The organism is Nonomuraea soli, assembly GCF_013761175.1.
In the GTDB taxonomy this organism is placed as follows: domain Bacteria; phylum Actinomycetota; class Actinomycetes; order Streptosporangiales; family Streptosporangiaceae; genus Nonomuraea; species Nonomuraea soli.
Map to the genome: position 1 here is coordinate 504,887 of NZ_JACDUR010000005.1, position 25,359 is coordinate 530,245.

The 25,359-nt window shown below is 72.0% G+C and carries 1 protein-coding gene; it reads right to left on the minus strand.

Features of this window, described 5'->3' with window-relative positions; translation table 11 throughout:
- Entirely contained in the window at nucleotides 1–25,332 is a 25,332-nt protein-coding gene (locus HNR30_RS46930) for a type I polyketide synthase (RefSeq protein WP_220133985.1), read from the minus strand.
- Nucleotides 25,333–25,359 lie beyond the last annotated feature (27 nt).

The window sequence follows — 25,359 nt, forward strand, 5'->3', positions numbered from 1 at the left end:
TCAGGAGACTTCGAGCTCGTTGTCGATGAAGGCGAACATCTCGTCGTCGGTGGCCATCTCGAAGTGCTCTGCCGTACCTGGGCCGTTGAGCCCGGTCAGCAGGTCCTTGAGCCGTGCCACCAGGCGGTTTCGTGCGGTGCTCTCCTCGTCGAGGCCCGCCACCGTGCTCTCGATCTTGTCGATCTCGGCGAAGAGCCGCAGGATCTGCGCCTCCTCGTCGTGAGCGCCGTCGAAGTGGCTCATCAGGTACTCGATCAGTTCGATCGAGGTGGGGTAGTCGAAGACCAGCGTGGCCGGGAGCCGCAGTCCGGTGACGGCGGCCAGCCGGTTCCTGAACTCCACCGCGGTGAGGGAGTCGAAGCCCAGGCTCTGGAACTGGCGCTGCGGTTCGATGGCCGAGGCGTCGGAGAAGCCGAGCACCGTCGCGGCCTGGCCGCGGACCAGGTCGGACAGGGCCGCCTGGCGTTCGGCGGTGGTCATCTCGGCCAGCCGCTCGGCCAGCCCGTCGAGGGCGCCCGTGCGGGCCGTCGCCGTCCGCGACGCGGCCCTGGCCTGGACGAACCTGGCGGCGACCAGGGCCGGCAGCTCGTGGCGCAGTCCGGCGTCGAACAGTGCCAGGCCGTCGGCGACGGTGAGCGGCTTGAGGCCCATGCGCTCCATGCGGCGCAGGTCGGCCTCGTTCAGGTCGCCCGCCATGCCACCGGCCTCCCACAGGCCCCAGGCCAGCGAGGTGCCCGCCAGCCCCTGGGCCCTGCGCTGCTGGGCGAGGGCGTCCAGGAAGGCGTTGGCCGCGGCGTAGTTGGCCTGGCCGGCGCCGCCGAGGACGCCCGACAGGGAGGAGAAGACCACGAACGCGGACAGGTCGAGGTCCCGGGTGAGCTCGTGCAGGTGCCAGGCGGCCTCGGCCTTGGGCCTCAGCACCGCCTCCAGCCGCTCGGGCGTCAGCGCGGTGATCACACCGTCGTCCAGGACTCCCGCCGCGTGCACCACGCCCTGGAGCGGGAGGCCGGCCGGGATGCCCGCGATCAGCCCGGCCAGTGCTTCCCGGTCTCCGACGTCGCAGGCGGCGACGGTGACCGTGGTGCCGAGCTCGGTCAGCTCGGCGACGAGTTCGGCGACGCCTGGTGCCTGCTCGCCGCGCCTGCTGGCCAGCAGCAGGTGTCCGACGTGGTAGGTGCCGGCCAGGTGCTTGGCCACCAGGGCGCCGAGTCCGCTCGTGCCGCCGGTCACCAGCACCGTGACGTCGCGGCCGAAGTCCAGGAGCTCGTCGTCCGGCTTGGCCGCCCTGGTGAGGCGGGCCGTCCAGACCGTGCCGGAGCGGATCGCCACCTGGTTCTCGCCGGTGGCCAGGGCCCGGTCGACCGTCCTGGCGTCCAGCTCGCTGTCTTCGAGGTCGAGCAGGACGAACCGGTCGGGCTGCTCGGCCTGCGCCGCACGCACCAGACCCCACACCGCCGCCTGCGCCGGATCCGGCATCGCACCCGTCGCGTTCCTGGTGACCACCACCAGCCTCGACGAGCCGTACCGCTCATCGGCCAGCCACTCCTGCACCAGCCCCAGCGCCTCCCGCACACCACCAGGCACCTCGACCAGCACACACTCGGCCACCGACCCGTCCAGCGACTCCACCGCCACCCAGCTCGGGGCGAGCGCGGAGCCCGCGGGGATCTCGGACCATTCCAGCCGGTAGAGATTCTGCGCCGCGGTGCTGCCCAGGCTCGCCGTGCTCAGGGCGCGGAGTGTCAGCTCCCCGATGTCCGCCACCGGGGTTCCGCTGCCGTCCGCGACGGCCAGCGACAGGCCGACGTTTCCGGCGTTGGGGCTCTTGGTGGCCTTGACGCGGAGCGTGGTGGCTCCGGTCGCGTGGACACTCACGCCGTTCCAGGCGAAGGGCAGGTACGGCTTGCCGGGCTCGGGCTGCGGCAGCAGGTCGCCGAGCGCGCTGGCGTGCAGCGCCGCGTCCAGCAGCGCCGGGTGCACCCCGAACCGGCCCGCGTCCGCGTGCGCCTCCTCGGGAAGCACGATCTCGGCGAACACCTCACCCGGCCGTGTCCAGGCGCGGGCCAGCCCCTGGAAGGTCGGCCCGTACTCCAGGCCGATCACCGCCAGGTCGTCGTAGAGGGTGTCGACGGTCACCGGCTGCGCGTCAGCGGGCGGCCAGACTGCCACGTCGAAGCCCGGCTCGGTCACCTCCGAGGCCAGCTCGCCCTGCGCGTGCAACGTCCAGCCCTCGGCGTCCTGCGCGCGGGAGTGGATCGCCACCGCGCCGCCACCGGCGACCACCTGTACCTGGACGCTGCCGCCTTCCGGCAGCACGAGCGGTGCTTGCAGGGTCAGCTCCCGCACCTGCGGATTGCCCAGCTCCTCGCCCGCCCGCACCGCCAGCTCCACCAGGGCCGTCCCCGGGACGATCACCATCCCGTTGACCACGTGATCGGCCAGCCACGCGTGGGTGGCGGTCGACAACCGGCCGCTGAAGACCACCGACTCGCCACCCGCCACCTCGGTCACCGCGCTCAGCAGCGGGTGATCGATCGCGGCCAGACCCGCCGCGTCCATGTCACCGGCGCCGGTCTGACCCGCCACCCAGTAGCGCTCGCGCTGGAAGGCGTAGGTGGGCAGGTCCACGCGGATCGGCGCGGCCGGGGCGTAGAAGGTGTCCCAGTCGACCGCGATGCCGCGGACCTGCAGCAGGGCGAGGGCCTTGGCCAGCGCCTGCGGGCCGTCGCCGTCGCGGCGCGAAGCCGGGACGAAGACGCCGTCCTGAACACTCTGCTGGGCCAGGACGGTGAGCGTGGTGTCCGGGCCGATCTCCAGGAACACGTTCGCCTGGCTGGCCACGACCCCGTCCGCGAAGCGAACCGCGTCACGCACGTGCCGCACCCAGTAAGCGGGATCGGTCACCTCACCGCTGGACATGATCGGGATCGACGGCTCGTTGAAGGTCAGCCGCGAGACTACCTGCTCGAAGTCGGCCAGCATCGGGTCCATCAGCGGCGAATGGAAGGCGTGCGACACCTTCAGGCGCCGTGTCCTCACGTTCACCAGTCCCGCGATCTCCTCGATCGCGGTCTCGCTGCCGGAGACCACGACGGCCTGCGGGCCGTTGACCGCGGCGATGCCGATGTCCGGGCAACCGTCCAGCAGCGGCAGGATGTCGGCCTCCGAGGCGGCGACGGCCAGCATCGCGCCACCCTCGGGAAGCGCCTGCATCAACTGCGCACGGGCGGTGACCAGCGTGCACGCATCGGCCAGAGACAGCACCCCAGCCACGTGAGCGGCCGCGACCTCACCGACCGAGTGCCCGACGAGAACGTCCGGGGTCACGCCCAGCGAGGTGAGCAGTCGGTAGAGGGCCACCTCGAAGGCGAACAACGCCGGCTGCGTCATCCCCGTCTGGTTCAGCGCCTCGACCGGACCGGAGAACATCGTCTCCCGCAGCCCGGACGGGAGCAGCGCGCACACCTCTTCCAAGGCTTCGGCGAACACCGGGAACGCCTCGGCCAGTTCGCGGCCCATGCCTGCCCACTGGCTGCCCTGGCCGGCGAACAACATCGCCACCCTGGCGCGCCCGCGCACCAGCCCGGACTCCACGACCGACTCGTCCGGCTCGCCCTCGGCCAGCGCCGACAGGGCGCGCAGCAGGGAGGCGCGGTCGGAGCCGACCACGGCGGCCCGCTGTTCCAGGAGCGCCCTGCCGGTGGCCAGCGACCAGCCGACGTCGGCGGGCTCCAGTTCGGGGCGAGCCATCACCCATGACCTGAGCTGTCTCGCCTGGGCCCGCAGTGCCGCCACCGACTTGGCCGACAGCAGCCACGGCAGGGCGGGCAGTTCCGCGGCCTGCGCTCTCTCCGGCTCGGCGGGAGACTCCTCCAGGACGACATGCGCGTTGGTGCCGCTGATCCCGAAGGAGGAGACGGCGGCGCGCCGGGGGCGGTCGGCGGCCTCCCACGGGCGAGCCTCGGTGAGCAGTTCGACCGCGCCGGCCGACCAGTCGATGTGCTCGGAGCGGGTCTCGGCGTGCAGCGTCTGCGGCAGGATGCCGTTGCGCAGCGCCATCACCATCTTGATCACGCCGGCCGTACCGGCGGCCGCCTGCGCGTGGCCGATGTTCGACTTGATCGAGCCGAGCCACAGCGGCCGGTCCTCTGGCCGGTCCTGACCGTAGGTGGCGATGATCGCCTGGGCCTCGATCGGGTCGCCCAGCACGGTTCCGGTGCCGTGGGCCTCGACGGTGTCGACGTCGGCGGCCGAGAGCTTGGCGTTGGCCAGTGCCTGGCGGATCACCCGCTGCTGCGAGGGTCCGTTCGGCGCCGTCAGGCCGTTGCTCGCGCCGTCCTGGTTGACCGCGCTGCCGCGCACGACGGCGAGGATCTGGTGCCCGTTGCGCCGCGCGTCCGACAGCCGCTCGACCAGCAGCATGCCGACGCCCTCCGACAGTCCCACGCCGCCTTCCGCCTGGGCGAAGGCGCGGCAGCGGCCGTCGGGCGACAGGTTGCGCTGGCGGGCGAACTCGACGAACGTCCACGGCGTGGCCATGATCGTCACGCCGCCCGCGAGGGCCAGGTCGCAGTCGCCCGCCCGCAGCGCCTGCACCGCCAGGTGCAGCGCCACCAGCGACGACGAGCACGCGGTGTCCACGGTCATCGCGGGACCCTCGAACCCGAAGGTGTAGGAGACGCGGCCGGAGGCGACGCTGCCCGAGTTGCCGGTGCCGATCAGCCCTTCGAGCTCCTCGGGCACCGAGCCCAGCTGGGTGGCGTAGTCGTGGTACATCACTCCGGCGAAGACGCCCGTACGGCTGCCGCGCAGCGTGTGGGGGTCGATCCCGGCCCGCTCGATCGCCTGCCAGGAGCTCTCCAGCAGCAGCCGCTGCTGCGGGTCCATCGCCATGGCCTCACGCGGGCTGATGCCGAAGAAGCCGGGGTCGAAGTCGGCCGCTCCGTACAGGAAGCCGCCGTGCCTGGCGTAGGAGGTGCCACGGTTGGCGGGGTCGGGGTCGTAGAGCTTGGCCAGGTCCCAGCCTCGGTCGGTGGGGAACTCGCCGATCGCGTCGCCGGCCTGGGCCACGAGGCGCCACAGGTCCTCGGGCGACTCGACGCCGCCGGGGTAACGGCAGGCCATGCCCACGATGGCTATCGGCTCGTCGTCGCCCGCCGACAGGCGGGAGGCGACCGCGATCTCCCGCTTGCCGAGCAGCTCACCCGCCAGGAAGGGGACGAGCACGGCCTGGGTCGGGTAGTCGAAGATGAGCGTGGCGGGCAGCCGCATGCCGGTGACCGCGCTGAGCCGGTTGCGGAACTCGACCGCCATCAGCGAGTCGAAGCCCAGCTCCTGGAAGGAGATGCCCTCGTCGAGGGCGGAGGCGTCGGAGAAGCCGAGGACCACGGCCAGCTGGTCGCGGACCAGGTCTTCCAATACGGCCTGCTGTCCGGCCGGCGGGAGCGCCGCCAGCTGCTGCTTCAGGGTGGCGGCCGCTTCGGAGGCCGCCGTCACCACCCGCCGCGCGGGGGCCGAGATCAGGCCGCGCAGCAGGGGCGGAAGCGCGTCCGCGTGGGCTGCCAGGACCTTGAGGTTGAGCTGGGCGGGGACGAGCGTGGCCGCTCCGTTGCCGAGTGCGGCGTCGAAGAGGGTCAGGCCGTCGTCGGCCGTGAGCGGGTCGACTCCGGAGCGCGCCAGGCGCCGCAGGTCGGCCTCGTCGAGGTCGGCCAGGCCGCCCTCGCGCCACAGGCCCCAGGCCAGCGACGTGCCCGCCAGACCCAGCCCCCGGCGATGCTCGGCCAGCGCGTCCAAGAACGCGTTGGCCGCCGCGTAGTTGCCCTGACCCGGACCACCCAGCACACCCGCCAGCGACGAGAAAAGCACGAACGCCGACAGGTCGAGATCGCGGGTCAGCTCGTGCAGATGCCAGGCCGCCTCGGCCTTCGGCCTCAGCACCGCCTCCAACCGCTCGGCCGTCAACGCGGTGATCACACCGTCGTCCAGCACACCCGCCGCGTGCACCACACCCTTCAACCCCGGCACCGACGCCACCAGCGCCGCCACCGCCTCCTGATCACCCACATCACAGGCCGCCACCCTCACCGAGGCGCCCAGCCCGGACAACTCCGCCACCAGCTCGGCCGCACCCGGCGCCCCATCACCGCGCCGGCTCACCAGCACCAGCTCACGCACGCCGTACACCGACACCAGATGACGAGACACCAGCGCACCCAGGCCACTCAGGCCACCGGTCACCAGCACCACACCCTCCGGCCCGAACACCGGCTCCGGAGCGTCCTGGGGCGGGGTCGTGCGAGCCAGCCGCGGCACCAGGACCGCGCCGTCGCGCACCGCCACCTGCGCCTCGCCGGAAGCCAGCGCCCGGCCCACCAGGGACTCGTCGAGCTCCCCGGCCTCCAGGTCGAGCAGGACGAACCGGTCGGGCTGCTCGGCCTGCGCCGCACGCACCAGACCCCACACCGCCGCCTGCGCCGGATCCGGCATCGCACCCATCGCGTTCCTGGTGACCACCACCAGCCTCGACGAGCCGTACCGCTCATCGGCCAGCCACTCCTGCACCAGCCCCAGCGCCTCCCGCACACCACCAGGCACCTCGACCAGCACACACTCGGCCACCGACCCGTCCAGCGACTCCACCGCCACCCAGCCCGGCGCCTGCGCCTGACCGGCCGGAGCCGCGCTCCACTCGACCTGGAACAGCTTGTTCCTGAGGCCGGTAACGCGTGGGGTGTCGAGCTGTCCGATGGCGACCGGGCGTACGGCCAGCGAGGCGACCGTCGCGACAGGCAGGCCCGCGGTGTCCATCAGCTTGAGGGAGACCGCGCCCTGGGCCAGCAGCGAGATCCTGATGCGCAACCGCGTGGCGCCCGAGGCGTGCAGTGCCACGCCGTTCCAGGCGAAGGGCAGCGAGGGACGGCCAGGCTCGGAGTCGGCCACGAAACCGCCCAGGGCGGTGGCGTGCAGCGCGACGTCGAACAGCGCCGGGTGCAGCCCGAACCTGGCGGCGTCGCGCGCCATCGTCTCGGGCAGCGCCAGCTCGGCGAAGACCTCGTCGTCCTTGCGCCAGGCGGCCTGCAGCCCGCGGAAGGCGGGACCGTAGTTCAGGCCCATGGCCGCGAAGTCGTCGTAGAGGCCGTCCATGCTCACGGCCTGCGCGCCCTCCGGCGGCCAGACCTCCTCGGCCTCCGGTACGGCGGCGCCGGACCTGGCCAGGATGCCGGCGGCATGCTGGGTCCAGGGCTCGTCCTGCGCGTCCTGCGGCCGGGAGTAGATGGTCAGGTTCCTGCGCCCGTCGTCGTCGGGTCCGCCGACGGCCACCTGCAGCTGGATCGCCCCGCGCTCGGGCACGATGAGCGGCGCCTGCAGCGTCAGCTCCTCCAGCAGGTCGCAGCCGACCTCGTCACCCGCCCGTACGGCCAGCTCCACGAACCCGGTGCCGGGCAGCAGCACGGTGCCGTTGACGGCGTGGTCGGCCAGCCACGGGTGGGTGGCGACGGACACGCGTCCGGTGAGCACCGTCGCGCCGTTCTCGGCCAGTCCGGTGGAGGCCCGCAGCAGCGGGTGCCCGGTCGCCCAGAGCCCGAGGCTTTCGGCGTCGGCCGCTCCGCCGGTCTCCAGCAGCCAGTAGCGCTGGTGCTGGAAGGCGTAGGTGGGCAGGTCGACCCGTCCGGGCCGGGCGGGGGCGATGGCCAGGGTCCAGTCGACCTCGCCGCCGCGCACCCACAGTTCGGCCGCGCTGGTCCACATGCGGCGCAGCCCGCCGTCGTCGCGGCGCAGCGTGCCGACCACAGCGGCGTCGGAGGCTCCCTCCAGGCTCTCCTGGACGCCGATCTTGAGCACCGGGTGGGCACTGCACTCGACGAAGAAGCGGAAGTTCTCCTGCGCCAGGGTCTCGACGGCGGGGCCGAAGCCGACCGTCTCGCGCAGGTTCTCGTACCAGTAGGCGCCGTCGGCCTCGGTGCCCTCCAGCCAGGCACCCCTGACCGTCGAATACCACGGGGTGTGGCTGATGCGGGGAGCGACCGGAGCAAGCAGACCCGCCAGATCGTCCTTGATCGCGGTCACGTGCGCCGAGTGCGAGGCGTAGTCCACCTCGATCCGCTTGGCCCGCTCGTTGACGGCCAGCAACTCCTCCAGGGCGTCGACGTCGCCGGAGACGACGGTCGAGGAGGGGCCGTTGATCGCGGCGATGGAGATACGGCCCTGCCAGCGCTCCAGCTGCTCGGCCACCTGGGCGGCCGGCAGCGGCACCGACACCATGCCGCCCCGGCCCGCCAGCGCGATGATCGCCTGGCTGCGCAACGCCACGACCCGGGCGCCGTCGTCCAGGGACAGCGCCCCGGCCACGACGGCGGCGGCGATCTCGCCCTGCGAGTGCCCGATCACCGCGGCGGGTTTGACGCCGATCGACTGCCATACGGCGGCCAGGGAGATCATCATCGCCCACAGCACCGGCTGGACCACGTCCACCCGGTCGAAGCCCGGCTGGCCCTCCTCGCCGCGTAGCACGCCGGTCAGAGACCAGTCCACGAACGGGGCCAGGGCGGTCTCGCACTCGGTCATCCGCTGGGCGAACACCGGGGAGGAGTCCAGCAGTTCCACGCCCATGCCGAGCCATTGGGAGCCCTGGCCGGGGAAGACGAACACGGTCTTGCCGTCGCCCGCGGCCACGCCGGTGACGACCGCGCCGCTGACGCCACCCTCGGCCAGCGCCGCCGTAGCGGACAGCAGCTCGTCCCGGTCGGCGCCCACGACCACCGCACGATGGTCGAACACCGACCTGGAGGTCGCCAGCGAGTGGGCGACGTCGGCGTCGGCGGGGTTGTGCGCCTCCGCCCAGGCCGTCAGCCGCCCGGCCTGGTCGCGCAGCGCCTCTCCGCTCTTGGCCGACAGTGCCCACGGCACCACCGGCAACTCGGCGCCCGCTCCGGGCTTGGCGGGCTCCGGCGCGGGAGCCTCCTCCAGGACCACGTGCGCGTTGGTGCCGCTGACCCCGAAGGAGGAGACCGCGGCGCGGCGCGGACGCTCGCCCGCCTGCCACGTCCTGGGCTCCGTGAGGAGCTCGACCGCTCCGGCGGACCACTCGACGTGCGGGCTGGGCTCGTCCACGTGCAACGTCTGCGGCAGCACGCCGTGCCGCATCGCCATGACCATCTTGATCACACCCGCCGCACCGGCGGCCGCCTGGGTGTGGCCGAGGTTGGACTTGATCGAACCCAGCCAGACGGGCAGATCCCGGTCCTGGCCGTAGGTCGCGATCAGCGCCTGCGCCTCGATCGGGTCACCCAGCGGGGTGCCCGTGCCGTGCGCCTCGATGGCGTCCACCTCGGCGGGCGACAGGCCCGCGTTGGCCAGCGCCTGGCGGATCACCCGCTGCTGCGAAGGACCGTTCGGCGCCGTCAGGCCGTTGCTCGCACCGTCCTGGTTGACCGCGCTGCCACGCACGACCGCGAGGATCTGGTGGCCGTTGCGCTGAGCGTCCGACAGCCGCTCCACCAGGAGCATGCCCACGCCCTCGCTCCAGCCCGCGCCGTCGGCCGAGGCCGAGAAGGCCTTGCAGCGGCCGTCGACGGACAGGCCGCGCTGGCGGCAGAACTCGATGAACGTGCCGGGCGTCGCCATCACCGTGACGCCACCGGCCAGGGCCAGGTCGCACTCGCCGGCCCGCAGCGCCTGCACCGCCAGGTGCAGGGCCACCAGCGACGAGGAGCACGCCGTGTCGACGGTGACCGCCGGGCCTTCCAGCCCGAAGGTGTACGACACGCGTCCCGAGGCGACGCTGCCCGAGTTGCCGGTGCCGATCAGGCCTTCCAGCTCGTCAGGGATCACCGTCAGCTGGGAGGTGTAGTCGTGGTACATCACGCCCGTGAACACGCCGGTACGGCTGCCGCGCAGCTGGTTCAGGCGGATCCCGGCCCGCTCGATGGCCTCCCACGACGTCTCCAGCAACAACCGCTGCTGCGGATCCATCGCCAGAGCCTCACGTGGCGAGATCCCGAAGAAGCCGGGGTCGAACTCTGCCGCGTCGTAGAGGAAGCCGCCGTGCCGTACGTAGGAGGTGCCACGGGTGTCGGGATCGGGGTCGTAGAGCTTGTCCAGGTCCCAGCCTCGGTCGGTGGGGAACTCCCCGATGGCGTCCGTGCCGGACACGACGAGCTGCCACAGGTCCTCCGGCGACAACACGCCGCCGGGATAGCGGCAGGCCATGCCCACGATCGCGATCGGCTCATCGTCGGAGGCCGCCCGGGTGACGGCGACCGCACCGGCCGCCGCCTCGCCGCTGAGCTCCCCGGCGAGATACTCGGCCACGGCCCGCGCGTTCGGGTAGTCGAAGACCAGGGTCGCCGGCAGCCGCAGCCCGGCCACGGCGATCAGCTTGTTCCGCAGCTCGACGGCGGTCAGCGAGTCGAAGCCCAGCTCCTGGAAGGCCCGATCCGGCTGGATGGCCGAGGCCGACGCGTGCCCGAGCACGGTGGCGACCTCCTGCCGGACCGTCTCCAGCACGATCTCCAGCCGTCGTGTCTCGTCCGCTCCGGCCAGCCGCTGGGCCAGCGCGGAACTGCCTGCCCGTGCCGCCCGTCGTACGGGGGCGCGCACCAGGCCGCGCAGCAGCGCCGGGAGGCTCTCCGCGCGGGAGCGCATCGCCGCCGTGTCCACTCGCAACGGCACCAGCGTCGCCGCGCCGCTGGTCAGGCCGGCGTCGAAGGCCGCCAGGCCTTCCTCCACCGACAACGGCGGCAGCCCTTGGCGGCGCATCCGCTCCAGATCGGCCTCGCTCAGGAACCCGCTCAGCCCGGTCTCGGCATCCCACAGCCCGTAAGCCAGCGATGTGGCCGCCAGTCCTTGAGCTCGGCGGAACTGCGCCAGACCGTCCAGGAACACGTTCGCCGTGGCGTAACTACCCTGACCCGCCGCCAGGACCAGCCCACCGGCCGACGAGAACAGCACGAACGCCGACAGGTCGAGGCCCTGGGTCAGCTCGTGCAGATACCAGGCGGCATCGGCCTTCGGGCCCAGGACACCGTCGAACCGTTCGGGGGTGAGGGACGCGACCAAGCCGTTGTCCGCCACTCCGGCGGCGTGCACCACGGCCCTCAGCGGGCGATCGGCGGGAACGGAGCCGATGAGCGAGGCGAGCGCCTCCCGGTCTCCGACGTCGCAGGCGGCGACGGTGACCGTGGTGCCGAGCTCGGTCAGCTCGGCGACGAGTTCGGTGACGCCGGGTGCCTGCTCGCCGCGCCTGCTGGCCAGCAGAAGGTGTCCGACGTGGTAGGTGCCGGCCAGGTGCTTGGCCACCAGCGCGCCGAGCCCACCCGTGCCACCGGTCACCAGCACCGTGCCGTCGAGATCCAGAAGCGCCTCGTCCGGCCTGGCCGCCCGCGCCAGACGCGGCACCCACGCCTTGCCCTCCCGGACCGCCGCCTCAGGCTCACCCGAAGCCACCACCGCACCCAGCACCCGCCAGGTCTCGTCACTCTCATCCACATCCACCAGCACGAACCGGCCAGGATTCTCCGCCTCAGCCGCCCGCACCAAACCCCACACCCCAGCGACGCCGAGATCCACCTCACCGGCCTCATCCACCGCCACCGCGCTGTGCGTCACCACCACCAGCCGCGAACCGGCATACCGCTCCCCGGCCAGCCACTCCTGAACCACCGCCAGCACACCCGCCGACGACTCACGCACCGCACCCGGCACGTCCACCACCGGCGAACCCACCACGAACACCACCGACTCCGGCACCACCGCACCCGAAGCCCGCACCACCGACAGATCCACCAACTCCACCGGCTCGACCTGAGCAGTGGAGAACGACGTCCAGGTCAGCTCGTGGAGGGAGGTGAGGCCGGTGGCCGGATTCGCGATCGTCAGGGCGCGTACGGTCAGGTCCTCGATGTCCGCCACCGGGGTTCCGCTGCCGTCGGCGATGGCCAGCGTGACGCTGGTGCTCCCGGCTTCGGTGTTCTTGGTGGCCTTGACGCGGAGCGTGGTGGCTCCGGTCGCGTGGACACTCACGCCGTTCCAGGCGAAGGGCAAGTACGGCTTGCCGGGCTCGGGCTGCGGCAGCAGGTCGCCGAGCGCGCTGGCGTGCAGCGCCGCGTCCAGCAGCGCCGGGTGCACCCCGAACCGGCCCGCCTCGGTGTGCGCCTCCTCGGGAAGCACGATCTCGGCGAACACCTCACCCGGCCGTGTCCACGCGCGGGCCAGGCCCTGGAAGGTCGGCCCGTACTCCAGGCCGATCACCGCCAGGTCGTCGTAGAGAGTGTCGACGGTCACCGGCTGCGCGTCGGCAGGCGGCCACACCGCCACGTCGAAGCCCGGCTCCGTCACCTCCGAGGCCAGCTCGCCCTGCGCGTGCAACGTCCAGCCCTCGGCGTCCTGCGCGCGGGAGTGGATCGCCACCGCGCCGCCACCGGCCACCACCTGAACCTGGACGCTGCCGTTCTCGGGGAGCACGAGCGGCGCTTGCAGAGTCAGCTCCCGCACCTGCGGGCAGCCCAGCTCCTCGCCCGCCCGCACCGCCAGCTCCACCAGCGCGGTTCCGGGGACGATGACCATCCCGTTGACCACGTGATCGGCCAGCCACGCGTGGGTGGCGGTCGACAACCGGCCGCTGAAGACCACCGACTCGCCACCCGCCACCTCGGTCACCGCGCTCAGCAGCGGGTGATCGATCGCGGCCAGACCCGCCGCGTCCATGTCACCGGCGCCCATCTGCGCGCCCACCCAGTAGCGGTCGTGCTGGAAGGCATAGGTCGGCAGGTCGACGTGCTTGGTGGGGGTGAGGATCGTGGTCCAGTCGACCGTGGTGCCGTGGGTGTGGAGGGTGCCCAGGGCCTCGACCAGCGAGCGGACCTCGTCACGATCCTTGCGAGTCGTTGCGGCGAACACGCCCTCGTCGACGCACTGCTGCGCCAGGGCGGTGAGGGTGGTGTCGGGGCCGATCTCCAGGAACACGCTCGCCTGGCTGGCCGCGACTCCGTCGGCGAAGCGGACAGCGTCGCGCACATGCCGCACCCAGTAAGCGGGATCGGTGACCTCACCGCTGGACATGATCGGGATCGACGGCTCGTTGAACGTCAGCCGCGAGACAACCTGCGAGAAGTCGGCCAGCATCGGGTCCATGAGTGGCGAGTGGAAGGCGTGCGAGACGCGCAAGCGTCGCGTGCGCGCATCCACCAGGGCCGCGATCTCCTCCACAGCGGCCTCGCTGCCGGAGATCACCACCGACGCCGGGCCGTTGACCGCGGCGATGCTGACGTCGGAGCGGCCCTCCAGCAGGGGAAGGATCGCCACTTCGGGGGCAGCGATGGCCAGCATCGCGCCACCCTCGGGAAGCGCCTGCATCAGCTCGGCGCGAGCCGTGACCAGCGCACACGCATCGGCCAGGGAAAGCACCCCGGCCACGTGAGCGGCGGCGATCTCGCCCACGGAATGCCCGACCAGCACGTCCGGGGTGACACCTAGCGAGGTGAGGAGGCGGTAGAGCGCCACCTCGAAGGCGAACAGCGCCGGCTGGGTCATCCCGGTCTGGTTCAGCGCCTCGACCGGACCGGAGATCATGGTCTCGCGCAGCCCGGCCGGGAGCAGCGCGCACACCTCGTCCAAGGCTTCGGCGAACACCGGGAACGCCTCGGCCAGTTCGCGGCCCATGCCGACCCGCTGGCTGCCCTGACCGGCGAACAACATCGCCACCCGACCGCCACTCGACGCGCTCGCCGTACTGTTCTCGGCCAGCGCCCGCAGACCGGCCACCAGCTCGGACCGATCCGCACCCACCACCACCGCGCGATGCTCCAGCAACGCACGGCCAGTGGCCAGCGTCCAAGCCGGATCCACCTCCGGCCATTCCTGGGCCCACTCCGCCAACCGGGCGGCCTGCGCCCGCAGAGCCTCAGGCGTCTTCGCCGACAGCAGCCACGGCGACACCGCAGCCTCACCCGCGACCGTTCCCTCGGCCTCCGGACCCTGCTCGATGATCACGTGCGCGTTCGTGCCGCTGATCCCGAAGGAGGAGACCGCGGCGCGGCGGGGGTGACCGTTCTGCTGCCAGGCGACCGGCTCGGCCAGCAGCTCCACAGCCCCCGCCGACCAGTCGATGTGTCCCGATCGCTCCTCAGAGTGCAGGGTGCGGGGAAGGACGCCGTGCCGCATGGCCATGATCATCTTGATCACGCCACCGACTCCGGCGGCGGCCTGCGTGTGCCCGATGTTCGACTTCAGCGACCCCAGCCACAGCGGCCGGTCGCGGTCCTGCCCGTAGGTCGCGATCAGCGCCTGGGCCTCGATCGGGTCGCCCAGCACGGTCCCCGTGCCGTGCGCCTCGACCGCGTCCACCTCAGAGGTCGACAGCCCGGCGTTCGCCAGCGCCTGACGGATCACCCGCTGCTGCGAAGGCCCGTTCGGCGCCGTCAAACCGTTGCTCGCACCGTCCTGGTTGACCGCGCTGCCACGCACGACCGCAAGGATCTGGTGCCCGTTACGCTGCGCGTCGGACAACCGCTCCACGAGCAGCACACCGACGCCCTCGCCCCACGCCGTGCCGTCCGCCGAGGCGCCGAAGGACTTGCACCGGCCGTCGGGAGCCAGGCCACGCTGCCGGGAGAACTCGATGAAGGTGCCAGGCGTCGACATCACCGTGACGCCACCCGCCAGGGCAAGATCGCACTCGCCCGAGCGCAGGGCCTGGGCAGCCAGGTGCAACGCCACCAGCGACGACGAGCACGCGGTGTCCACCGTCATCGCGGGACCCTCGAACCCGAAGGTGTAGGAGACGCGGCCGGACACCAGGCTGCCACCGCTCGTCGACGCAGGGGCGCCGAGACCGTAGTCGTGGTACATCACGCCCGCGAAGACGCCGGTACGGCTACCGCGCAGCTCGACGGGACTGACTCCGGCCCGCTCCATCGCCTCCCACGACGCCTCCAGCAACAACCGCTGCTGCGGGTCCATGGTCAGCGCTTCGCGCGGGCTGATGCCGAAGAAGCCGGGGTCGAAGTCGGCGGCGTCGTACAGGAAGCCGCCGTGCTTCACGTAGGAGGTGTCCTTGCTGTCCGGATCCGGGTTGTAGATCCTCTCGATGTCCCAGCCGCGGTCGCCGGGGAACTCGGAGATGGCGTCCGTGCCGGAGGCCACCAGGTTCCACAGCCCTTCGGGGGTGAGCACTCCGCCGGGGTAGCGGCAGGCCATGCCCACGATCGCGATCGGCTCGTCGGCCGCGACGCCACGGGTGACCGCGTGCTCGACGGTTCCGCCCGACAGTTCGGCGGCGATGTGCTCCGCGACCGCCTGGGCGGTCGGGTAGTCGAAGATCAGCGTGGCGGGCAGCCGCATGCCGGTGACCGCGCTGAGCCGGTTGCGGAACTCGACCGCGGTGAGCGAGTCGAAACCGAGGTCCTGGAAGGCCCGATCAGCCGCGACCGCGTCCTTCGTGTCATGCCCGAGCACCGTCGCCACTTCCTGGCGGACCAGGTCGGACAGGACCGACCGCCGCTCGGCCGGTTCCATGGCGGCCACACGTGCCGCGAGGCCGGTGGCACCTGCCCTGGGCAGCGCCGGACGGTTGGTGGCCCGCGCCTGGGCGAACTTGGCCGCGATGAGCGCGGGGCTCTCGTGACTCAGCGCGGCGTCGAACAGCGCCAGGCCCTCCGATTCCGAGAGCGGCTTGAGACCCAGGCGTGCCATGCGGCGGACGTCGGACTCGGTGAGCTCCTCGGCCATGCCGCCGATCTCCCACAGCCCCCAGGCCAGTGACGTGCCCGCCAGCCCCAGCCCCCGGCGATGCTCGGCCAGCGCGTCCAAGAACGCGTTGGCCGCCGCATAGTTGCCCTGACCCGGACCACCCAGCACACCCGCCAGCGACGAGAACAACACGAACGCCGACAGATCGAGATCGCGGGTCAGCTCGTGCAGATGCCAGGCCGCCTCGGCCTTCGGCCTCAGCACCGCCTCCAACCGCTCGGGCGTCAACGCGGTGATCACACCGTCGTCCAGCACACCCGCCGCGTGCACCACACCCCTCAACCCCGGCACCGACGCCACCAGCGCCGCCACCGCCTCCCGATCACCCACATCACAGGCCGCCACCCTCACCGAGGCGCCCAGCCCGGACAACTCCGCCACCAGCTCGGCCGCACCCGGCGCCCCATCACCACGCCGGCTCACCAGCACCAGCTCACGCACGCCGTACGCCGACACCAGATGACGAGACACCAGCGCACCCAGGCCGCTCAGGCCACCGGTCACCAGCACCACACCCTCCGGCCCGAACACCGGCTCAGCGCCCACGTTCTCCAGCCGACCGTCCGCCGGCTCCCCGCCGTCGCCCGCCGCGTGGCCGTTCAACGACCCGTTACTCGCCGCCCGGCCGCTCACTGGCTGGCCACTCGCCGAGGCGCCGATCGTCGAAGGGGCACCCGCCGCGCGGGCGAGGCGTGGCGTCCACACGGCGCCGTCGCGTACCGCCACCTGCGTCTCGCCGGAAGCCAGCGCCCGGCCCACCAGGGAATCGTCGAGCTCCCCGGTCTCCAGGTCGAGCAGGACGAACCGGCCCGGCTGCTCGGCCTGCGCCGCGCGCACCAGACCCCACACCGCCGCCTGCGCCGGATCCGGCCCCTCGCCCGCGACCGAGACCGCGCCACGAGTCACCAGGACCAGCCGCGACGACGCGTACCGATCATCGGCGAGCCACTCCTGCACCAGCCCCAGCGCCTCCCGCACACCACCAGGCACCTCGACCAGCACACACTCGGCCACCGTTCCGTCCAGCGACTCCACCGCCACCCAGCCCGGCGCCTGCGCCGAACCGGCCGGAGCCACGCCCCACTCGAGGCGATGCAGCGAGGCGGATCGACGGCCGGCGGCCAACTGCTCGGCAGTGATCGGACGGACGGACAGCGCCTCCACCGACAACACCGGCGACCCGGCCTCATCGGCCACGACCAACGCCACCGCGTTGTCCCGCACCCGCGTCAACCGCACCCGAACCGACGCCGCACCCGAGGCGAACAACTTCACCCCGGCCCAGGAGAACGGCAGGACAAGCCGCCCATCCCCGGCCACCAGCTGAGCGTGCAAGGACGCATCGAGCAGCGCCGGATGCACTCCAAACCGGCCCGCCTCCGCGTGCGCCTCCTCCGGCAGCGCCACCTCGGCGAACACCTCGTCGCCCCGCTGCCACACCGCACGCAACCCCTGGAAGACCGGCCCGTACTCGTAACCCATCCCCAACAGCACGTCATACGCATCCGCGACCTCGACCACCCGCGCACCGGCCGGCGGCCACTGCACCAGATCGAACCCCGCCGACACACCCTCCGCCGCCAGGAACCCTTCGGCATGCCCCACCCACACCGCAGCCGGATCGTTCTCCTGGCGGGTGTGAATCGAGATCGGCCGGGTGCCCAAGTCCTCGGAACCGAGGACGACCTGCACCTGCAGGCCACCTTCGACCGGCAGCACCAGCGGCGCCTGCAAGGTCAGCTCCCGCACCTGCGGCCAGCCCACCTCCGCACCCGCCCGCAACGCCAGCTCCAGCAGGCCCGCGCCGGGAAGAAGCACCGTGCCGTTGACGGCGTGGTCGGCCAGCCACGGCTGCGCCTGGAGGGAGAGACGTCCGCTGAAGATCACTGCCTCGCCGCCCGCGACCTCCGTCACCGCACTGAGCAGGGGGTGGTCCAGGCCGCCCAGCCCGACGCCCAGCATGTCGCTGGTCTCGACCTTGGCGGGGACCCAGAAGCGCTGGTGCTGGAAGGCGTAGGTGGGCAGGTCGACGTTCCGGGTGGGGGTGAGGATCGCGGTCCAGTCGATCTCCACGTGGTGGGTGTGGAGGGTGCCCAGGGCCTCGACCAGCGACCGCACCTCGTCACGGTCCTTGCGGGCTGACGGCACGAACACGCCCTCGTCGACGCACTGCTGCGCCAGAGCGGTGAGGGTGGTGTCGGGACCGATCTCCAGGAAAATGCTCGCTTCCGAGGCGGCCACGCCATCAGCGAAGCGGACGGCGTCTCGCACGTGCCGCACCCAGTAGGTGGGGTCGGTGACCTCACCGCTGGACATGATCGGGATCGACGGCTCGTTGAACGTCAACCGCGAGACGACCTGCGAGAAGTCGTCCAGCATCGGGTCCATGAGCGGCGAGTGGAAGGCGTGCGACACCTTCAGGCGGCGTGTGCGCGCATCCACCAGGGCCGCGATCTCCTCCACCGCGGTCTCGCCGCCGGAGATGACCACCGACGCCGGACCGTTGACCGCCGCGATGCTGACGTCGGAGCGGCCCTCCAACAGGGGAAGGATCGCCGCTTCGGGGGCGGCGATGGCCAGCATCGCGCCGCCCTCGGGAAGCGCCTGCATCAACTGCGCGCGGGCGGTGACCAGCGTGCACGCATCGGCTAGGGAAAGCACCCCGGCCACATGGGCGGCGGCGATCTCACCGACCGAGTGCCCGACCAGCACGTCGGGGGTGACCCCCAGGGAGGTGAGGAGGCGGTAGAGCGCGACCTCGAAGGCGAACAGTGCCGGCTGGGTCATCCCCGTCTGGTTCAGCGCCTCGACCGGACCGGAGATCATCGTCTCCCGCAGCTCCGAGGGCAGCAGCGCGCAGACTTCGTCGAGCGCTTCGGCGAACACCGGGAACGCCGCCGCAAGCTCGGCACCCATACCGACCCGCTGGCTGCCCTGACCGGCGAACAACATCGCCAACCTGCCACCCGCAGACCCGCTTGCCGTACCGTTCTCGGCCAGCGCCCGCAGCCCGGCCACCAGCTCGGCCCGATCCGCACCCACCACCACAGCCCGCTGCTCCAGCAACGCACGGCCGGTGGCCAGCGTCCAAGCCGGATCCACCTCCGGCCACTCCTCCGCCCACGAAGCGAGCCGGGCAGCCTGCGCCCTCAACGCCTCAGGCGTCTTCGCGGACAGCAGCCACGGCGACACCGGCAGCTCAGCCTCGACGGGCTCGGGCTCCTCCGCCCGAACCTCCTCGATGATCACGTGCGCGTTCGTCCCGCTGATCCCGAACGACGAGACACCGGCACGACGCGGACGATCCTCGACATCCCAAGCCCGAGCCTCGGTCAGCAGCTCAACAGCCCCCGCCGACCAGTCGACGTGCTCCGAAGGGCTCTCGGCATGCAAGGTCCGCGGCATGACGCCGCTGCGCAGCGCCATCACCATCTTGATCACACCGCCGACACCGGCAGCCGCCTGCGCGTGCCCGATGTTGGACTTGATGGAACCGAGCCACAGCGGCCGGTCCTCGGGCCGGTCCTGGCCGTAGGTGGCGATGATCGCCTGGGCCTCGATCGGGTCGCCGAGAACGGTGCCGGTGCCGTGCGCCTCGACCACATCGACGTCAGCGGTCGACAGTCCGGCGCTGGCGAGCGCCTGACGGATCACCCGCTGCTGCGAAGGCCCGTTCGGCGCGGTCAAACCGTTGCTGGCACCGTCCTGGTTGATCGCACTGCCCCGGAGCACGGCGAGCACGTGGTGCCCGTTGCGCCGCGCGTCCGACAGCCGCTCCACCAGCAGCACGCCGACGCCCTCGGCCCAGCCGGCCCCGTCAGCGGAGGCGCCGAAGGACTTGCACCGGCCGTCGGGAGCCAGGCCGCGCTGGCGCGAGAACTCGATGAACATGCCAGGCGTCGACATCACCGTCACGCCACCGGCCAGCGCCAGGTCACACTCGCCCGAACGCAGGGCCTGGGCCGCCCAGTGCAGCGCCACCAGCGACGACGAGCACGCCGTGTCGACGGTGACCGCAGGGCCTTCCAGCCCCAGCGTGTACGAAACCCGGCCCGACACCAGGCTGCCGCCGCTGGTGCTCGCCGGAGTGCCGAGATCGTAGTCGTGGTACATCACGCCCGCGAACACGCCCGTACGGCTACCGCGCAGTCCCACCGGATCCAGCCCGGCCCGCTCGATCGCCTCCCACGACGTCTCCAGCAACAGCCGCTGCTGCGGATCCATCGCCAGCGCCTCACGCGGCGAGATCCCGAAGAACCCGGGATCGAACCCGGCCGCGTCGTAGAGGAAGCCGCCGCGCCGCGTGTAGGAGGTGCCCTGACTGCTCGGGTCGGGGTTGTAGATCCTCTCCATGTCCCAGCCGCGGTCGGTGGGGAATTCTCCGACGGCGTCCGTGCCGGACATCACCAGTTGCCACAGGTCCTCCGGCGACAACACTCCGCCCGGGTACCGGCAGGCCATGCCCACGATCGCGATCGGCTCGTCGTCGGTGACCGTCCTGGCGACCGCGACCGCCTGGGACGAAGTCTCACCGCTGTACTGCTCGGCCAGATACTCGGCCACGACCCGCGCGTTCGGGTAGTCGAAGACCAGCGTCGCCGGCAGCCGCAGCCCCGACACCGCGATCAGCCTGTTGCGCAACTCGACGGCGGTCAGCGAGTCGAAGCCCAGCTCCTGGAAGGCCCGATCCGGCTGGATCGCCGACGCCGACGCGTGCCCCAGCACGGAGGCGACCTCCTGCCGGACCGTCTCCAGCACGATCTCCAGCCGCCGAGTCTCGTCCGCTCCGGCCAGCCGCTGCGCCAGCGCGGAACCGCCGGCGCGCGCCACTCGTCGTGCCGGGCTGCGCACCAGGCCACGCAGGAGCGCCGGCAATTCGCCTCCGCGAGAACGCATCGCCGCCGCGTCCACCCGCAACGGCACCAGCGTCGCCGTACCGCTGGTCAGGCCGGCGTCGAAGGCCGCCAGGCCCTCCTCCACCGACAACGGCGGCAGCCCTTGGCGGCGCATCCGCTCCAGATCGGCCTCGCTCAGGAACCCGCTCAGCCCGGTCTCGGCATCCCACAGCCCGTAAGCCAGCGACGTCGCCGCCAGCCCTTGAGCCCTGCGGAACTGCGCCAGACCGTCCAGGAACACGTTCGCCGTGGCGTAACTACCCTGACCCGCCGCCAGGACCAGCCCACCGGCCGACGAGAACAGCACGAACGCCGACAGGTCGAGGTCCTGGGTCAGCTCGTGCAGATGCCAGGCCGCGTCCACCTTCGGAGCCAGCACCATGTCGAACCGCTCGGGAGTCAGCGAGGCGACCAGGCCGTTGTCCGCCACTCCGGCGGCGTGCACCACGGCCTTCAACGGGCGATCAGCCGGAACGGAGCCGATGAGCTCGGCCAAGGCATCGCGGTCGCCGACGTCGCAGGCCGCGATGGTCACCTGGGCACCCAGCTGCCACAGCTCGGCGACGAGCTCGGCGACACCGGGTGCCTGCTCGCCGCGCCTGCTGGCCAGCAACAGATGGCTCACCCCGTAAGAACCGGCCAGGTGCTTGGCCACCAGCGCGCCGAGCCCGCTCGTGCCACCGGTCACCAGGACGGTGCCGTCGAAATCCAGAAGCGCCGCGTCCGGCCCGGCCGCCCGCGCCAGACGCGGCACCCACGCCTTGCCCTCCCGGACCGCCGCCTCCGGCTCACCCGAAGCCACCACCGCACCCAGCACCCGCCAGGTCTCATCACTCTCATCCACATCCACCAGCACGAACCGGCCAGGATTCTCCGCCTCAGCCGCCCGCACCAAACCCCACACCCCAGCGACGCCGAGATCCACCTCACCGGCCTCATCCACCGCCACCGCGCTGTGCGTCACCACCACCAGCCGCGAACCGGCATACCGCTCCCCGGCCAGCCACTCCTGAACCACCGCCAGCACACCCGCCGCCGACTCACGCACCGCACCCGGCACGTCCACCACCGGCGAACCCACCACGAACACCACCGACTCCGGCACCACCGCACCCGAAGCCCGCACCACCGACAGATCCACCAGCTCCACCGGCTCGACCTGAGCAGTGGAGAGAGTCGACCACTCGATGTGCTGGAGCGAATCGGATCGGCGGCCGGCGGCCAACTGCTCGGCAGTGATCGGACGGACGGACAACGCCTCCACCGACAACACCGGCGACCCAGCCTCATCGGCCACGACCAACGACACCGCGTTGTCCCGCACCCGCGTCAACCGCACCCGAACCGACGCCGCGCCCGAAGCGAACAACTCCACCCCGGCCCACGAGAACGGCACAACCAGCCGCTCGCCCCCAGCCACCAGCTGGGCGTGCAAGGACGCATCCAGCAGCGCCGGATGCACTCCGAACCGGCCCGCCTCCGCATGCGCCTCCTCCGGCAGCGCCACTTCGGCGAACACCTCGTCGCCCCGCTGCCACACCGCACGCAGGCCCTGGAAGACCGGCCCGTACTCGTAGCCCATCCCCAACAGCACGTCATACGCGTCCGCGACCTCGACCACCCGCGCACCGGCCGGCGGCCACTGCACCAGATCGAACCCCGCCGACACACCCTCCGCCGACAGGAAACCCTCCGCGTGGCCCACCCACGCCGCATCCGCATCGCCCTCGGGACGCGTGTGCACCGACACGGTCCGCCCACCCGGCTCCTCGGCGCCGACCACGACCTGAACCTGCAGGCCGCCCTCCGCCGGCAGCACCAGCGGCGCCTGCAAGGTCAGCTCCCGCACCTGCGGCCAGCCCACCTCCGCACCCGCCCGCAACGCCAGCTCCAGCAGCCCCGTCCCCGGAACCAGCACCGTGCCGTTGACGGCGTGGTCGGCCAGCCACGGCTGCGCCTGCAGAGACAGCCGTCCGCTGAAGATCGACACCTCGCCGCCCGCGACCTCGGTCACCGCGCTCAGCAGCGGGTGGTCGATCGCGCCGAGCCCGGCGTCCGCCACATCGCCTGAACCGGGCTGCGCGGTGATCCAGAACCGCTGGTGCTCGAAGGCGTAGGTCGGCAGATCAACCTGCCGTGCCGGGGTGACGATCGCGGTCCAGTCGATGTCCACGTGGTGGGTGTGAAGAGTGCCCAGGGCCTCGACCAGCGAGCGGACCTCGTTGCGGGCTGCCGGGATGAAGACGCCCTCATCAACGCACTGCTGCGCCAGAGTGGTGAGGGTGGTGTCGGGACCGATCTCCACGAACAGGTTCGCTTCCGCAGCAGCCACACCATCGGCGAAACGGACCGCGTCGCGCACATGCCGCACCCAGTAGGCGGGATCGGTCACCGAACCACTGGACATGATCGGGATCGACGGCTCGTTGAACGTCAGCCGCGAGACGACCCGCGAGAACTCGTCCAGCATCGGGTCCATGAGTGGCGAGTGGAACGCGTGCGACACCTTCAGACGTCGGGTGCGCGCATCCACCAGACCGGCGATCTCCTCCACGGCGGCCTCGCTGCCGGAGATCACCACCGACGCCGGGCCGTTGACCGCGGCGATGCTGACGTCAGCGCGGCCTTCCAGCAGCGGCGCCACCGACGCTTCCGGGGCGGCGATGGCCAACATCGCACCACCCTCGGGAAGCGCCTGCATCAACTGCGCACGGGCGGTGACCAGCGTGCAGGCATCGGCCAGAGACAGCACCCCGGCCACGTGCGCGGCGGCAATCTCGCCCACGGAATGCCCGACCAGCACGTCCGGGGTGACACCCAGCGAGGTGAGCAACCGATACAGCGCCACCTCGAAGGCGAACAACGCCGGCTGGGTCATGCCCGTCTGGTTCAGCGCCTCGACCGGACCGGAGAACATCGTCTCCCGCAGCCCGGACGGGAGCAGGGCACACACCTCGTCGAGGGCGTCCGCGAACACCGGGAACGCCTCGGCCAGCTCGGCACCCATACCGACCCGCTGACTTCCCTGACCGGCGAACAACATCGCCACCCGGCCGCCAGCCGTACCCTCGGCCAGCGCCCGCAGACCCGCGACAAGCTCGGCCCGATCCGCGCCCACCACGGCAGCCCGCTGCTCCAGCGTCGAGCGAGTGGTCAGCAACGACCAGGCGACGTCGCCCGCCTCCAGCTCGGGCCGCTCCTCCACCCACGACGCGAGCCGGGCGGCCTGCGCACGCAGAGCCTCGGGCGTGCGGGCGGACAGCACCCACGGCGACACCGCGAGCCCGCCCTCGACCGGCTCCGGCTCGTCGGCCGCCGGCCCCTGCTCGATGATCACGTGCGCGTTCGTGCCGCTGACGCCGAAGGACGAGACCCCGGCGCGGCGCGGACGGTCGTCCACGTCCCAGGCCCGAGCCTCGGTCAGCAGCTCGACAGCCCCCGCCGACCAGTCGACGTGCGGAGAGGGGGCATCGACGTGCAAGGTGCGCGGGAGAACTCCGTGCCGCATCGCCATGACCATCTTGATCACGCCGGCCACACCGGCGGCGGCCTGCGAGTGCCCGATGTTGGACTTCAGCGACCCCAGCCACAGGGGCCGGTCGCGGTCCTGGCCGTAGGTCGCGATCAGCGCCTGGGCCTCGATCGGGTCACCGAGCGTGGTGCCGGTGCCGTGCGCCTCGACCACGTCCACGTCCGACGGTGCCAGCCTGGCGTTCGCCAGCGCCTGACGGATCACCCGCTGCTGCGAAGGCCCGTTCGGCGCGGTCAAACCGTTGCTCGCACCGTCCTGGTTGACCGCGCTGCCCCGGAGCACGGCGAGCACCCGGTGCCCCTTGCGCCGCGCGTCCGACAACCGCTCCACCAGGAGCATGCCCACGCCCTCGGCCCAGCCGGTGCCGTCGGCCGAGGCCGAGAAGGCCTTGCACCGCCCGTCCACGGACAGGCCACGCTGCCGCGAGAACTCCACGAAGGTCCCGGGGGTCGCCATGACGGTCGCCCCGCCGGCGAGCGCCAGGTCGCACTCCCCGGAGCGCAGCGACTGCGCGGCCAGGTGCAGCGCCACCAACGATGAGGAGCAGGCGGTGTCGACCGTGACCGCGGGGCCCTCGAACCCGAAGGTGTACGACACCCGCCCGGAGGCGATGCTGCCCGAGGTGCCGGTGCCGATCAGCCCTTCCAGCTCGGCGGGCGTGGAGGCCGAGGCGTAGTCGTGGTACATCACGCCCGCGAACACGCCGGTACGGCTGCCGCGCAACGCGTCGGGGTCGAGGCCGGCCCGCTCGATCGCCTCCCACGACGTCTCCAGCAGCAGGCGCTGCTGCGGATCCATCGCCAGAGCCTCACGCGGCGAGATCCCGAAGAACCCGGGATCGAACCCGGCCGCGTCGTAGAGGAAGCCGCCGTGCCGCGAGTAGGTGGTGCCCCGGCTGTTCGGGTCGGGGTCGTAGAGCCGCTCCAGATCCCAGCCTCGGTTGGTGGGCAGTTCTCCGATGGCGTCCGTGCCGGAGGCCACCAGGTCCCACAGGCTTTCCGGCGAGAGCACGCCACCGGGATAGCGGCAGGCCATCCCCACGATCGCGATCGGCTCGTGCGCCGCGTCGGTGAGGGAACGGTTCTGCGCGCGCAGCCGTTCCGTCTCCTTCAGGGAGGAACGCAGGGCCTCGATGAGCTTGGTGTCGTTCGCAGTCATTCTCGCCTCGTACTCTTCGCGCTGCCG

Coding starts and splice junctions, on each gene's coding strand:
- HNR30_RS46930 (WP_220133985.1), bottom strand. CDS start 25,332: ATGACTGCGAACGACACCAAGCTCATCGAGGCCCTGCGTTCCTCCCTG.